13 protein-coding genes are annotated in these 14,462 nt (G+C 48.9%); 7 read left to right on the top strand and 6 right to left on the bottom strand.

Features of this window, described 5'->3' with window-relative positions:
• Positions 1-238 precede the first annotated feature (238 nt).
• Positions 239-574, top strand: coding sequence for a DUF350 domain-containing protein (locus J4G02_01885; GenBank protein ID MCE2393345.1), 336 nt, complete (start codon positions 239-241; stop codon positions 572-574).
• 192 nt (positions 575-766) lie between these two features.
• Here the strand turns inward: J4G02_01885 and J4G02_01890 are convergent, their stop codons facing one another.
• Together J4G02_01890 and J4G02_01895 are read right to left on the bottom strand one after the other, a co-directional pair.
• Positions 767-1,951 (bottom strand): mandelate racemase/muconate lactonizing enzyme family protein, encoded by a 1,185-nt coding sequence (locus tag J4G02_01890; protein MCE2393346.1) that lies wholly within the window; start codon positions 1,949-1,951, stop codon positions 767-769.
• A 182-nt stretch (positions 1,952-2,133) separates the two neighbouring features.
• Positions 2,134-3,261, bottom strand: coding sequence for a mandelate racemase/muconate lactonizing enzyme family protein (locus J4G02_01895; protein MCE2393347.1), 1,128 nt, complete (start codon positions 3,259-3,261; stop codon positions 2,134-2,136).
• Positions 3,262-3,571: 310 nt separating this feature from the next.
• Between J4G02_01895 and J4G02_01900 the strand changes: the two genes are divergently transcribed.
• Entirely contained in the window at positions 3,572-3,979 is a 408-nt protein-coding gene (locus tag J4G02_01900; GenBank protein MCE2393348.1) for a cupin domain-containing protein, read from the top strand.
• Between the two features lie 35 nt (positions 3,980-4,014).
• On the opposite strand, the gene J4G02_01905 is transcribed toward J4G02_01900, so the two are convergent.
• Together J4G02_01905 and argG are read right to left on the bottom strand one after the other, a co-directional pair.
• Positions 4,015-4,509, bottom strand: a complete 495-nt coding sequence (locus J4G02_01905) for a YbaK/EbsC family protein (GenBank protein MCE2393349.1) — start codon at positions 4,507-4,509, stop codon at positions 4,015-4,017.
• A 123-nt stretch (positions 4,510-4,632) separates the two neighbouring features.
• On the bottom strand, positions 4,633-5,868 hold the full coding sequence (gene argG / locus J4G02_01910; protein ID MCE2393350.1) for an argininosuccinate synthase: 1,236 nt from the start codon (positions 5,866-5,868) through the stop codon (positions 4,633-4,635).
• A gap of 541 nt (positions 5,869-6,409) precedes the next feature.
• Here argG and J4G02_01915 point away from each other — a divergent pair.
• Complete coding sequence (locus J4G02_01915) at positions 6,410-7,558, top strand: MFS transporter (GenBank protein MCE2393351.1); 1,149 nt, start codon at positions 6,410-6,412, stop codon at positions 7,556-7,558.
• Between the two features lie 118 nt (positions 7,559-7,676).
• On the opposite strand, the gene J4G02_01920 is transcribed toward J4G02_01915, so the two are convergent.
• Both J4G02_01920 and coaD read right to left on the bottom strand, forming a co-directional pair.
• Positions 7,677-7,967, bottom strand: coding sequence for a septum formation initiator family protein (locus J4G02_01920; GenBank protein ID MCE2393352.1), 291 nt, complete (start codon positions 7,965-7,967; stop codon positions 7,677-7,679).
• 40 nt (positions 7,968-8,007) lie between these two features.
• Positions 8,008-8,526, bottom strand: a complete 519-nt coding sequence (gene coaD / locus J4G02_01925) for a pantetheine-phosphate adenylyltransferase (protein MCE2393353.1) — start codon at positions 8,524-8,526, stop codon at positions 8,008-8,010.
• 390 nt (positions 8,527-8,916) lie between these two features.
• On the opposite strand from coaD, the gene J4G02_01930 reads away from it, so the two are divergent.
• From J4G02_01930 to J4G02_01945, 4 genes are all read left to right on the top strand, one after another.
• Entirely contained in the window at positions 8,917-10,104 is a 1,188-nt protein-coding gene (locus J4G02_01930; GenBank protein ID MCE2393354.1) for a CoA transferase, read from the top strand.
• A gap of 20 nt (positions 10,105-10,124) precedes the next feature.
• The gene (locus J4G02_01935) at positions 10,125-12,422 is read left to right on the top strand and encodes a dienelactone hydrolase family protein (protein MCE2393355.1); all 2,298 of its coding nucleotides are present in this window, start codon (positions 10,125-10,127) and stop codon (positions 12,420-12,422) included.
• Between the two features lie 544 nt (positions 12,423-12,966).
• Positions 12,967-13,716, top strand: a complete 750-nt coding sequence (locus J4G02_01940; GenBank protein ID MCE2393356.1) for a methyltransferase domain-containing protein — start codon at positions 12,967-12,969, stop codon at positions 13,714-13,716.
• Positions 13,717-14,104: 388 nt separating this feature from the next.
• A partial coding sequence (locus tag J4G02_01945) for a hypothetical protein (GenBank protein ID MCE2393357.1) occupies positions 14,105-14,462 on the top strand: 358 nt, incomplete at its 3' end.

Consider the following 14,462-nt stretch of genomic DNA (forward strand, 5'->3'; position numbering starts at 1 on the left):
CCGGTCGTAATAGCATGTTCATTGCACCTTGTTATGCTAGTTGTCGAGGTCTTTTTTTATCCGTGTAATCCATCAATCTGTGTTTATCCGCGATTCAGACAATCGCATAGGAGCATTAAATGCCCCTAATGTCCTTAATTTTTCTGTTGATTTTCAACTTAACACTGTGATAGAGTGTCAACCTGTTAGAAAGTTTTGAGATTCCGTACCCCAAACGAAGATCAAAAGGAGAAAACAAATGGCGAAGAAAATTGTGCTGCTCAGTTTTTGTATCGCGATTGGCTGCATCGTTGCTGCCTCAATGTGGTCAACACCAGCCAATGCACAGGAAACAGGTGAAGCAGCGGACGCGGCGTTCATTGATTTCAAGCATCTTGCGCTGCTTGTCATCGAAAGTGTTGTTTTCAGCATCGTCGGGGTGATTGTTTTGATGGTCGGCTATAAAATTTTCGACCTAGTTACCCCCTTTGACCTCGATCATCAGATTGCAGAAGATAACAATACGGCAGCGGGAATTGCTGTTGCCGGTGTAATCATCGCATTGGGACTCATTGTCGCTGCGGCCGTCGGTTAAGCCATACGTAAGATGAACATCACAGAAATGAAACCGGCAGATGTCCCAGTTCTTTCCCTCATTACACAATAAACTGCTACAAACCTTCCTGAATTGACGCAGAGAACGCAGAGAAGCATAGATAAGATTTTTCTCCGTGCTCTCTGTGCCTCTGCGGCTCAGTTCTATTACGATTTTACCATTCGCTGCTCATTAATCCCAATACGGCTCACCCTCAATTAGATTCTCGCGCAACACCTCTGGAACCAATGTAATCCCCAGCCCAGGTCCATTCGGCACCACCAATTTCCCGTCAGCAACCTGAACCTTTTCCTCAGCCATTTCGTCGATGAGTGCATCTTGACTAATTCGCGTCTCTGTTATGACAAAGTTCCTAACCGACGCGCCGAAATGCGCTGTCGCCATATTCTGCACCAAACTACCGACATTATGTGTTGCAATGGGGATATAGAACATCTCTGCAAGGTCAGCAATCTTCCGACAACCCGTCAACCCACCCGCAAAAACAAGGTCTGGATGGATAGCGTCCAACGCCTCGTTCAGAAGAAATGGTAGAAATTCACGCGGTAGCTCTAGCTTCTCTCCAGTAATAATCCGCACCGGAGATGCCTGCTTCAGTGCCTTCCACGAATCTGAGTACCATACCGGCAGCGCATCCTCTACCCAGAGCGGGTTACTGGAGGCAACCGCCTGCGTCAACCCAATCGCAGTGGCAAGATCCCATTCGTTGTGACAATGGACAATGAAATCGGTTTCGTCTCCCAACGCCTCCCGACAGTTTTCATAGCCCCGACGAATCAAGTCTAATTCGGTTGCCCGCAGCGTTTGGGACATCTGTCCGGTACTGTATCTGCCTTTGGGAAGGCCATTTCCCATCAAACGTTCAAACCCAAATTTTAAGGTACTCCAACCTTGCGGCGCTTCCTTCATCCGTTGCGACCAGTCTCGACACGAAACAAGATCAAACCAGTCATCAGGACCGGGGGTATTGATATAGAGCGGAATCTCGTCCCTAAACCTTCCGGAAATTAACGTTGAGATCGGTCGATTCAGCAGCTTACCCACCACATCCCAGAGCGCAATATCCACACCGCTGACCGTTGGGATGTTCGATCTGTACGGATGTTGCAGGTTTACCATGCGGGTGTACAGCTTATCAATTTCAAACACATCCTGACCGATGAGCGTCGCTCGCAGATGCTGCAGATGCGCCCTCACCATCGGTCCAGAAGCCCCCGCCTCGCCGATACCGTAAACACCGGCATCGGTTTCAACCTTTACTAAGGACTGACCCACTTGGTTCAACTGCATGGCTTTCACATCCGTGATCCGCACACGGTTTTTCTCGGATTCCGAAAGCACTTCTAAGGTTGTCATAGAAACTCCTTTACCTCTCTTTTACAAACAGATATATTAACCTTTGATGCGAGTTGACGAGGACATTGAGTTCATTGGTTCATTAGTTCATTAATGTACTAGTGAACCAAATGGTTTTCACGTTTCACGCATTACGTTTCACGTTTCGTATCAACAGTTGCAAACTATGGCACCGTTGGTTATTAAGCCTGAACTCTATGCTGAGCGAGAACCTCCTCATTCAGCTCAGCGCCTAGCCCCGGTGTGGTTGGTGGGGCAATGTAGCCATTGTCAAACACGAGAGGCTCCTGAAAGATGTCGGCGTGAAGATCTGTCCGATTAAACTCCAGTATCAGGAAATTTGGACTGCATGTCGCTACCTGAACCGCGGCGGCTGCTGCGACGGGACCACAGTACATGTGAGGCGCGATGCTTGCATAGTGTGCCTCCGCCATGCTTGCAATCTTCTTAGACTCCAGAATCCCGCCACAGTGACCCACATCCAACTGTATGATCTGCGCTGCCTGCTTCTGAAAGATCTCGACGAACTCATACTTGGTCAATAGACGTTCACCAGTCGCAATTGGAATACTGGTATGTGATGCCACCCGCGCCATCTCATCGACATTTTCCAGCGACACCGGTTCCTCAAACCAGAAAGGATAGTACGGCTCTAGCATCTGTGCAATCCGAATCGCACTGGAAGTCGTCAATTGTCCATGCGTGCCAAGTCCAACTTCTACCCCATAACCGACCGCATCCCGGATGCACTTGAAAATTTCTCCCACACGCGCTATATCTTTCAACTGAATATCGCGTGGTGCGGGAAAAATCGGGAATGGGTCAAACTTCATTGCGGTGTTACCCTTCTCCATCAAGTCGGCGGCAATTTCGCCCGCTTTCTCGGGGTTCTCCCATATCCCTCCGTGCGGCATGTAAGCATACGCTCTCAACTTTTCATGGTATTGACCACCGAGCAGATTATAGACCGGTTGATTCAGTGCTTTACCAACGATGTCCCAACACGCCATCTCAATCGCACTCAACGCCGGTGTCAAAGCCAAACTGGGATGCCTATAGTCATGGTCGGTAGCATAGATCTTCTGCCACAACAGCTCAATTTTGAACGGGTCGGCACCAATGACAAACTGAGTTGCCAAATCATTGATGATCTCAATCGACGATTTTTCTCTGCCAGTCTGACCAGTTGACCACTCTCCAATCCCTTCAATTCCCTCATCAGTAATCAGTTTTACGAACAGCCAACGGCGTCCACCCTGATACGGGGGAATGTTATCGACCAGGAACGTCTGTACATCAACAATTTTCATCTGTTAGTCTCCTTCCGTTGATTAAAGAATTGCTTGTTTCATCGTGGATGATTTCCTCATTATACGCATTAACAATCCGCTGTCAACGATAAAAGGGTAGACTCACAGCTGCAGTCAAGTCAAACTTTTGCTTGATTTAGATTGAACTTAAGTGTTAAACTGAAGTGTATGCTTGCCGCAGTGCAAGACACATAAATGTAGACGAATTCCATCGTTGATGAAACGAACCAATTTGTCACTAGGCAGCCGCAAAGTTGGGTATGACAAGGCGGTTGACCTTTTCAAACATCTCAACTCAAGGAGAACTTCTATGGCACTGAACAATCCAATTCTTGACGCAACGCTTAACAGTATTAGCCTCGAAGAGATTAAGAAGGAAATGGGCCCGCCCCCTTGGTCCCATGCAGTTGTCCTAGCTGACCATGTAGCGGGAGTAGTGATTTATCAAAATTCAGGTCAAATCAATGATAATCATTGTCACAACTACGATGAATGGTGGGTTGTACTTGAAGGGGAAATCGACTGGGTAATTGAGGGGCGTGAAGATAAACCGGTCCAAGCAAAGGCAGGGGATTTCGTTTATGTACCCGCAATGACCTTCCATCACATTTTTCCCAAGGGCGGCAAACCGTCTGTGCGTTTAGGCATCGCACTCCCCGGAACGGGCGGACATCTACACGAAAGACCGGATCGGAAGGTGAAGGTTACAGTTGAGTAGTGGTGCGCTTCTAAGAATAATGCGCCTCCGTCAGATTACCCAAATTTTTGCTCACTGTCTGCAATAGCGGCAATTTGGGGGGCAGCAGTATTGATTAAGTCTTGGGTTTTAAGCTCTAGACCTGCTGCGAGGTCACCGCTGCTGATATTGACCTTTTGGCAGCGCGTGATCCCTACATCAAAAATGACCGGCACGTTATCGGGCAGGCCCAACGGCGCAACGGCACCTTGGACGCAGCCGGTCACAGATAAAATCTCCTCCGCTGTCGCGAAACTCAAGCGTCTCCATTCTGTGGGGACGTAGGCACGCACAGCCTTCGGGTTGACGCGTGAGTAACCCAGCACACACGCCATGACGTAGTGCTCATCTTTGTCACGAAGCAGGATGGATTTAACCATTTCGTCTTTCGACACACCACGTTGGGCTGCCGCTTCCTCGACGGTGAAAACAGGTTCACTGTGCTGTAACAGTCGATAGGAGACCTTGCGTGCATCAAGCAGGTCGATAATCTTCGTTCTAATGGTTGTCATTTGGTCTGTTAATACACATAAATTCGTGGGTTAAACAGGTAAACACGGTCAGAAAGTCGTGGAGATACGTTTGATCGAGAAGCAAAGAAGGGAGGAAAAATCGCCTCCATCCTTTGCTTGATGCTACTTCGTCTGGCCCGCAGCAGATAACGCCTTCGCACTGACACCGAGAACCGACAGGAACCCCTCTGAATCCGCGTGGTTGAAGTCGCCGATTGCTTCCATTGAGGAGGTCTCCTCTGAATAGAGTGAGTGCATCACGCCGCCAGCAGAGTGGAATGCAATGTTTCCTTTATACAGCGCTACGGTAATATCCCCAGAAGCCATGCGGGTGAAAGGTTCAATGGAGGCGAGCATTGATTGGGTAGCGGTATCGAACCAATAACCTTGATAGATCTGTTCAGCCACATCGACTGATACTCGATCGAAAACCCGACGCGCCCGTCGATCCAAAATGAGTTGAAGCAGGAATTCGTAACACCGACCGAGCAGCTCCATCCCCGGCGATTCATAAACCCCTCGGCTCTTAATCCCTACGAACCGATTTTCGACGGTGTGAATCCCAATGCCAACGCCGTTTCTTCCGGCGATGCGATTGGCTTCTGCAAGGGCTTGGAAGGGAATCACCGGACTCCCGTTGACCTCCAACGGTATTCCTCTATCAAACGTGACCGTGAAGTGTTCAACCTCATCGGGGGCGTCCTTCGGGTGAACACCCATGCCCGGTGTAATAAAGCCAGCAGGCGTTTTGAGGGATTCTAATCTACCCGCTTCATGGGTTAAACCGAGCATGTTCGCGTCGGTTGAATACGGTTTCTCATGGGTCGCTCGGATCGGCAGACCGTGTGCATTACAGAAATCGATCATCTCTTTTCTGCCGCCAAACTGTTTAAGAAACACCGGATCGCGCCACGGGGCATAGACCTCAAAATCGGGATTCAACATATTGGTTGCAATCTGAAACCGGACCTGATCGTTGCCTCGACCGGTGCAACCGTGTCCCAATATATTGATGCCACGCTTTTCCATTTCAGGCAGGAGTGCCTCAACGGTGATATGTCGAGCGATGCCGGTCGTATTCCAATATCCCCCTTCATATTTCGCTTGGGATTGGATGACCTTGATTCCCGCCATCGCTAGTTCATCCTTCGCGTCAACGATAACCGCCTCTTGTGCGCCACATGCCAGCATTCGCTCGCAAATTTCGTCCATGTTTTTTTCATCGGGTTGCCCGAGATCAGCAGTAAAGCAGACAACATTAACCCCGTTATCGACTAGCCACCGTGTGATCGTACAGCTATCAAGTCCACCCGAAACCGCTGCGCCAACAGTTTTGCCTTTTAATTGATCAACTGTCATTTTTGTCTCCTTATGATAAGTTTTATGTTTAATTGTACACTACGATATAGAATAAAGTCCAATCGGATTTAACATGCGTTTCCGGAACTTCTATAATCGGCAATTCCCAATACCCATAGGGGGCTGTCAATGTACTATAACGTAAGCTGCTAGTCGTTGAAGATACATCAATTGGTTGTTATAGCCGGTTTGTTCAACCTTGCGCTCCAGTTGCTTTGAATCTCGATCTTATGCCATTGCGAGCATCTTCCGACTCGCCCCCGATTTATCGGGATTGTTGTTTGGATCCCGATCTAATCGAGACAATATTGGGGCTCGATGAAATCGGAGAGAAATGCTATGTGTATCGTCTAGGGATATTGCAAGTTTTTTAGCCCCAGAGGGGCGATATGTGTATAGAAAAGGACATTCCTACAACCCAAAGCCCCAGAGGGGTGACATGTGTGTCGTAAATATGGTTAAGCCTAATTTAGATGTCGAGTATGGAAATTCGACCTACGAGCAAACTAGCAACTTGGGTTATTATGCAGTGGTATAGCGGATGAAGAAAAGTGCCTTAACAATCCTATTTCTGACGATGTTTCTGGTGATGCTTAGCTTAGGCGTCATTCTCCCACATCTAGCATATTATGCGGAAGAGTTGGGAGCAAGTGCCACACAGATCGGATTCTTGATAAGCATTTATTCAGCGATGAAATTAATTTTTGCGCCAGTGTGGGGACGCCTCTCAGATCAACATGGTCGGAAACCTGCAATCCTGATAGGGCTCATTGGTAATGCAGGTGCACTGATTCTGTTTGGTGCAGTGAAGAGTTTGCCTTGGCTATTCATCGCGCGTGGTTTATCTGGCGTATTTTCTGCAGCTATCCTGCCAACGGTAATGGCTTATGTTGCGGATGTCACAACAGAGGAGGACCGGGGGAAAGGAATGGGCTTAATGGGTGCTGCGATGGGGTTAGGTTTTATTGCGGGACCCGGCATCGGTGGAATTATAGGCAGCCACAACCTACCATTTTTCATCGCCGGTGGGTTGTCCCTAGCCACTTTCTGTTTTGCCCTAATCCTTTTGCCGGAATCTCTCAAACTTACTGAACTTCCCAATACGCAGGAAGCAGTTATCTCTCCTTGGTCAGCGATGAATCACCCACTGACACCGCTCTTTCTCGTTGCTTTCTTCTCAGCGTTCATCTTTTCAGGATTGGAGACGATTCTTCCGCTATCTATCAAAGACCGATTGAGCTACGGGGCAAAAGAGCTAGGGATAATGTTAGTGATCATGGGAACATTTATCGCTCTGCTGCAGGGCAGTGTTTTAGGAAAAATGATTAACGTCTTCGGGGAGTTCAAACTGATTATTATCGGCTTGTTGCTTAACGCAGTGGGAATGGCACTGCTCCCTTGGCCAAAAGCATTCGCGATGCTCACCCTTTACCTGTCAATTGCTGGAATCGGCAATCAGATTATTCGCCCGACAAATGCCTCATGGATTTCTAAGCAAACCAAATTCGGTCAAGGTGCCGCGATTGGTGTGATGGACGCGTTTCTTAGTCTCGGGCGGGTATTAGGACCTCCTTTTGCCGGGAAGCTGTACACACCCGAAACCTTCCAAATCTTCTGCTGGATCTCGACTGGTATTCTTGTAGCGGTAGCTGCCTGCTTATTCTATCCGTTGCGACGGGTTGGTCAATGAGCGAGATTTTAAGGGAGCTATATTGAGGTTGGATCAAGTATGACAATGCTGAAAACCTAATCTTATCACACAGAGATGTTCTAGAAGGACAAAAGATTCGGCGCACAATAGGTTGGATTTATTCACGAGGTGTATCGGAAGGTGGTACAATCTTGTATACAACTTCACCGGGCTTAATATAGCTGAGTCGTCGTGCCAACCGCTCTTTCGTGAGTTCGTCCGTTTTCAGCTTTTCCACCCGAACTTTTAGCCGATCACGTTCGCGTTCGAGTGCTGCCAACTCATCTAAGGAACGCTGTTTGATCTGGCGGGCTTCTTGCCAATTCTGAAACCCTTCCACAAACCGATATAGGCTAATCAATAACATGATAACAGCGAGAATAGATAGCCCAGGTTGGATAAATCGCATGGTGTGGTCTTCCTCACTCTATTGATTTAGATTGGCATTTTTAATCCTTCGGCGGACCATATTTCTTGCATAACATTTCAACAACAACCGGCGGTACCATCTCTAACAACTTTTCATTACTCACTTGCATACCACCCATCTGTGCCACCTGCATGACTAGCGTTGAACTCAAATGGGCATACTTAGTATTTGCCATCATAAACAATGTATCCACTTGTGGCGCGATTTGGCGATTCATCAGCGACATTTGGAACTCATTTTCAAAATCGGAGAATGCTCGTAGCCCTCGAATGATTGCAGAGGCACCGCGCTCTTGGGCATATTGCGCCGTGAGTCCTGAATACTGATCGATGGTGACGTTCGGATAAGGTTGGATCACAGTTTCCAACATCTCAATCCGTTCTGCCAGTGTGAAGCGCGTATTCTTGGTAGGATTAATACCGATTAACACAGTCAACTCATCGAAAACGGTGAGCGCGGAAACTCGATCTATCAAATCTGCATGACCGTTGGTGAGCGGATCAAAGCTGCCAGGGTAAACGGCAATTTTTTTCGACAAGACTGTCATTCCTTTCTTCCGAGAGTTCCATTAAACAGCACCTACTCAATTTTGTTATTCTGAAGAATCTTAACACACCGCTGCTGTATCCGTCAACCTCAAAATCGGTCACAAATCAGACTGATTAAAACGATAAAAAGAAGAAGGATTAGGGGCATTTATGGTGAATTAGAGAAATAAGTAGACATCTACCAATAACGCCGACCTTCGAGAGGCCTCCAAAGTCCCCCTGACAAGGGGGATTTAGGGGGTTGGCTGTGCATCGAGAGCGTTTAAGTAATTCTAAAATCTACCATAAATAGCCCTCAAAGAAGGATACTGTGTTCTACAAAGGAGGTCTAAAGTGTGGTAAAATAGGAAATATCATCCTCAAATGAGAAAGGAAGCTAGATGGCAGGACCATTAAAAGGAATACGAGTTTTAGATCTCACGCGTATTTTAGCAGGTCCCTACGCAACGATGATCTTGCGGGACCTTGGCGCGGAGGTCATCAAGATCGAGCAGCCCGGGACCGGAGATGAGGCAAGGGATTTCGGTCCCTTCAAAAATGACTTCAGTCTCTACTTTATGAGCGTCAATCGAGGGAAAAAAAGTGTTACCTTGAACTTGAAGTCTCGGCGCGGTAAAGAACTCTTCCTGCAGTTGGTCAAGGGTTCGGATATCCTTGTTGAGAATTTTCGACCCGGGACGATGGAAAAACTTGGCTTGGATTACGAATCGCTCAAGGAGCACCATCCGTCTCTGCTCTATGCTGCCTGCTCAGGATTCGGGCAAACAGGACCGTATGCAATGCGGGGAGCATACGATATGATTATTCAGGGAATGGGAGGAATTATTAGTATAACCGGTGAGCCGGAGCGCCCGCCTGTGCGGGTGGGAACTTCGATTGGTGATATAACATCAGCGTTGTTCACCGCTATCGGGATCCTCTCCGCACTTCGGCATCGCGATCAAACCGGCGAAGGACAACTCATTGACGTTGGGATGCTCGATTGTCAGGTAGCAATCTTGGAAAACGCAATGGTTCGCTATTTCTCTACCGGCGACATTCCACGTCCGCTAGGCAGGCGACATCCAGCGATAACGCCGTTTGAGGTCTTTGAATCCGCTGATGGTTATGTGGTTATCGCAATCGGAAACAACGATCTGTGGCGGAAGTTTTGTGAACATGTCGGTCATCCCGAGTTAATCGACGATGAGCGGTTCTACACGAATGCGCTGCGCACCGAGAACCACGAATCCCTTTTTCCAATTCTCGCTGAAATCATGTGCCGCCGCACCACCGATGCGTGGGTTGAAGCGTTGGAGGAAATTGGCGTACCGTGCGGTCCAGTAAACACCGTTGATAAGGTGGCAAATGACCCTCAAGTATTGGCGCGAGACATGATCGCTGAAGTTGAACATGACACAACCGGCACCGTTCAGGTTCCGGGGATTCCGATCAAACTCTCAGAAACACCCGGTCAGATCGATGCACCCGCGCCAAATCTCGGAGAGCATACGTCGGAAGTGTTGACCGGCTTGTTGGGACTGGAAACAGAGGAAGTTAATCAATTGAAGCAAGATGGCACTGTGTAAAACGTGGGGGAAAGTTTGCTATGAATACTTCTACATTTGGTCTTGGGTTTTTGGCTTCAGCGGCATCAGCAGAAACTGACACCTTACCGGGGACAAACCCGCTAACAATGGGTGGCGATCTCGCCGCTCAAATGGTAACGAGTTTGGATGAGTTTGTCGCGCAAGCAGTAGCGGACTCTGTCGAATCGCGTCAGGAGCTGTGGAATCGGGACTATCGTTCCCACGCGGCTTATGCCGATTCGATCGCACCAAATCGTGAACGCTTCAGACAATATATCGGCTGTGTGGATGAGAGAGTCCCGATTGACGCCCTCCACTATATTGCAACAACAGCGCAAACAGCCGAAATTGCAAAAGCAGAAGGGTATACCGTGTACGCTGTGCGGTGGCACGTATTCGACGGTGTGGACGGAGAAGGGCTCCTGTTAGAACCGGAGGGTGAGCCCGTCGCCCAAGTAATCGCACTCCCCGATGCGGACTGGACGCCGGAGATGCTTGCAGGGTTCAACAACGGAATACCGCAGGAGGCACAGTTTGCCCGCCGTTTAGCTGAACAGGGCTGCCGGATTGTCGTGCCTACGCTGATAGATCGAGACGATAGATGGTCGGGCAACCCGAAAATCGAGCGTATGACCAACCAGACCCACCGTGAATTTATCTATCGCATGGCGTTTGAATTGGGACGACACATCATCGGTTACGAGATACAGAAGGTGCTCGCGTTAGTAGATTGGATGAGCCGTGCCGAAAATCACCCGCCGATTGGAGTCATCGGCTATGGCGAGGGAGGGTTGTTGGCACTTTATAGTGCTGCTGTGGACACACGGATCGATGCAGCGGTTGTCAGCGGCTATTTTCAGGCGCGTGAAGAGGTCTGGCAAGAACCTATTTATCGGAATGTTTGGGCGTTGTTACACGAATTCGGCGATGCGGAGATAGCAAGCCTCATCGCACCACGAACACTGATCGTTGAAGCTAGCCACGGCGTTGAGGTGGAGGGACCACCGCCAGTACGTAATGGACGCGCTGGCGCTGCGCCGGGGAGATTGATTACACCGCCGCTAGCATCGGTGAAAGCGGAATTTGATCGAGCCCATGCGTCGTATGAGCAATTGGGGGTTGGGCAGAATCTTAGCCTTGTGGAGCCAGACAACGGCGGTGATTCACCCGGATCTGACGCTGCGCTGACGGGTTTCCTTAACGCACTCGGTCAGAATCAACCGCTTGTTCCATCGGGGACCCCACCACAGGATAAGCGCACAGGGTTTTCGCCTGAAGCACGGCAACACCACCAATTTCATCAACTGATCGCATTCACACAAGACGCCCTACGCCAAGCCGCATCTCGGCGTGAAACTCTTTGGTCAAAAGCGGATCGATCTTCAATTGAACGGTGGCAGGACACCTGTCAATACTATCGTGACTATCTCTGGGATGAAGTTATCGGCAGATGTCCATCACCGAGTGTCCTAGCCAATCCCCGGACCCGGCTGATTTACGATGAACCGGGCTTTAAGGGGTATGAAGTTGTCCTTGATGTTTGGGAGGAAACGTTTGCGTACGGCATCTTACTAGTTCCCAAGGGAATTGAGCCGGACGAACGCCGTCCGGTGGTGGTCTGTCAGCATGGGTTGGAGGGTAGATCGCAGGACGTAGTCGATCCGAAAATCGAATCTCCTTACAACGCCTACGGTGCTGAGTTAGCGAATCAAGGGTTCATTGTCTATGCCCCGCAAAACGCCTACATCGGTCAGGATGCCTTCCGCGTCATCCAACGCAAAGCAAACCCCGTTAAGTGGTCGCTCTTTTCGCTAATCACCCGCCAGCACGAGCGGACGCTTGAATGGCTTGCGGAACAACCCTTTGTGAACGCTGAACGGATCGGATTCTACGGATTATCTTACGGCGGCAAGACTGCGATGCGCGTTCCTGCCCTACTCGACGGTTATGCCTTGTCTATCTGTTCAGCAGATTTCAACGAGTGGATCGTCAAAAATGCGACATACGATTCTCGCTACAGCTATATGTTTACCGGCGAATACGAGATGCCAGAGTTCAATCTTGGCAACACCTTCAACTACGCGGAGATGGCGTGGTTGATTGCACCCAGACCGTTTATGGTTGAGCGCGGACATTACGACGGCGTGGCACCGGACGAATGGGTCGCTTACGAATACGCAATTGTGCGGCACCTTTATGCCAATCTTGGCATCCCCGATCGGACAGAGATTGAGTTCTTTGACAGCGGACACGAGATTAACGGACAGGGGACATTTCGCTTCTTGCACCACCATCTAACCGAAGGAAACTCATCATAATTATAGAGTAACCCAAGTTCTAGTGTATGTGTGGCGCGATAAAATCGACTCCTATCCCCGTAGGTCGGGCATATTGCCCGATCTACAAAGCCCCAGAGGGGCGATATGTATATAGAACATCAACAAACCAATTCTCTCAAGCCCCAGAGGGGCGACATGTGTATCGTCCATTTGGTTATTTCTAATGGCTGTCGGGCATGAAAACTCGACCTACACCAGATTTATCGGGGTTGTCTAGATTCTGTTGACATTTGAAAATTGAGCCAATATTGATGTTCTTTGGACGTATTACCCTATCGGTTTAGAAAAATGGAAGTTTCCTACGAATTAGGCTTGCTTCTATGTCCTAGTGGGGCTATCGTAGGGAACAACGATCGTTGTTCCCTACACCCCATTCACGGTGGCAGCGTCTTTGAGCGTTTACGGAATTGGGAACATCAAAATGTCAACACGCCCTAGCAACTTGCGTTAGGATAGTTAAATCTCCTTAATTCGAGACTCAGACACAGTTATGAATCACCCACACTAATTTCAAAGGAATACAATGGATCAAATTCACGATGCTGTACGTCAACAGTTCAGCCAACATGCCAAGTATTATGCCCAGAGCAAGGTTCATTCGGAGGGAGAAACGCTGGGGGTGCTAGTCGATTTTGCAGAACCGAATGGCGCCGAAAAAGCCCTCGACATCGCGACCGGAACAGGGTTCACAGCTTTTGCTTTCGCGCCAAAGGTCGCACACGTCATCGCAACAGATTTGACCCCTGCGATGCTGGATCAGGCGAAAACACTCGCTGATGAACGCGGGCTAAAAAACATAGATTTCCAAGTCGCCTCGGCGGAGGCGTTGCCCTTTGAAGCAGCGCACCATTTCCAAGATGTGCCGCAATTTCTGTTGGAAACTTATCGAGTGTTGTGTCCGGGCGGATTGTTCTGCATGGTAGATTCCGTCTGCCCAGAGTCAGAGCGACTCATCGAATGGCAAAACCGCGTCGAAAAATTGCGGGACCATTCGCATGTATGGGGCTATCCCCCTTCACAGTGGCAGAACATGATTGAGGAGACCGGATTCACGATCGAGAAAGAGGTGCATACACATAATGCGCTTCAGCCATTTTCGTGGTGGGCTGACCGTCCCGGTAACTCGCCTGAGCTAGTTCGGCAGCTTCGCGCCGCCTTTGATGAGCTAACACCGGAGGAGGAACCGATCTTTGCCATTCAGCGAGAGCCAGAGGAATTTTACTTCGCATGGCCCATGTACTGCGTCAAAGCGCGAAAACTGGATGCACCATGATCCACCAGCAACCTACAATACGGTCATAATTAGCTTCTAACTGCAACCCATGTTAAGCAATGGTGGAACGAACCGTAGGGAACAACGATCGTTGTTCCTTACTGCTTTTCTTTTGGATGAACCCTGTAGGCCGGGCACCAATGAACCAATGAACAATTTGTTTTCACGTTTCACGCATCACGTTTTATCAAAATCTTCCGTTCTAAACCCCTGTCATTTATGGCGGGGATACAGAACGGTAAACCCTGTTAGTCAGTCAAACAAGGTTGAAATTGCAGGCAAAAAATGGTATAATTCTTCTGTCTTTCGTGGGGGAGTTTCAGCCCTATCGCACGATAGGGTCCCTCACAATCCACTGAAACGGATATGAAAGCCAGAAAGACAATCCATGATGAAAACCTACAAGTTTAAGATGTATAGCAATCACGGCAATCGTGAGTGGAATCACTGCGTTGCCCTTCAGCGTCGTTACTACGCTATCTATGGCAAGTATATCAGCAAGTTTCGGTTGATAAATCATATATCTAAACTGAAACGTTTGCCTAAGTTCGCCCACTGGCATCAACTCCCCAGCCAAGCGATACAAGACGTGGCAGCTCGTATAGATAAAGGCTACAAGTCAATGTTTGAAGCCCGTGCATCAGGTAAGAAATGGGGTCGTCCCCGTTTCAAGCCACGTCGTAAGTATAAATCGTTCACACTGCTTCAAGCGGGTTGGAAACTTCTGCCCGGTAACAAGATTCGTA

The organism is Candidatus Poribacteria bacterium (assembly GCA_021295755.1).
Classification (GTDB): domain Bacteria; phylum Poribacteria; class WGA-4E; order WGA-4E; family PCPOR2b; genus PCPOR2b.

Bases quoted from the DNA above. Each gene is read 5' to 3' on its own strand.
- J4G02_01920 (MCE2393352.1), bottom strand. From the start codon at position 7,967: ATGCGATTTATCCAACCTGGGCTATCTATTCTCGCTGTTATCATGTTA.
- J4G02_01905 (MCE2393349.1), bottom strand. From the start codon at position 4,509: ATGACAACCATTAGAACGAAGATTATCGACCTGCTTGATGCACGCAAG.
- J4G02_01895 (MCE2393347.1), bottom strand. From the start codon at position 3,261: ATGAAAATTGTTGATGTACAGACGTTCCTGGTCGATAACATTCCCCCG.
- argG (MCE2393350.1), bottom strand. From the start codon at position 5,868: ATGACAGTTGATCAATTAAAAGGCAAAACTGTTGGCGCAGCGGTTTCG.
- J4G02_01930 (MCE2393354.1), top strand. From the start codon at position 8,917: ATGGCAGGACCATTAAAAGGAATACGAGTTTTAGATCTCACGCGTATT.
- J4G02_01940 (MCE2393356.1), top strand. From the start codon at position 12,967: ATGGATCAAATTCACGATGCTGTACGTCAACAGTTCAGCCAACATGCC.
- J4G02_01890 (MCE2393346.1), bottom strand. From the start codon at position 1,951: ATGACAACCTTAGAAGTGCTTTCGGAATCCGAGAAAAACCGTGTGCGG.
- J4G02_01915 (MCE2393351.1), top strand. From the start codon at position 6,410: ATGAAGAAAAGTGCCTTAACAATCCTATTTCTGACGATGTTTCTGGTG.
- J4G02_01900 (MCE2393348.1), top strand. From the start codon at position 3,572: ATGGCACTGAACAATCCAATTCTTGACGCAACGCTTAACAGTATTAGC.
- J4G02_01935 (MCE2393355.1), top strand. From the start codon at position 10,125: ATGAATACTTCTACATTTGGTCTTGGGTTTTTGGCTTCAGCGGCATCA.
- J4G02_01885 (MCE2393345.1), top strand. From the start codon at position 239: ATGGCGAAGAAAATTGTGCTGCTCAGTTTTTGTATCGCGATTGGCTGC.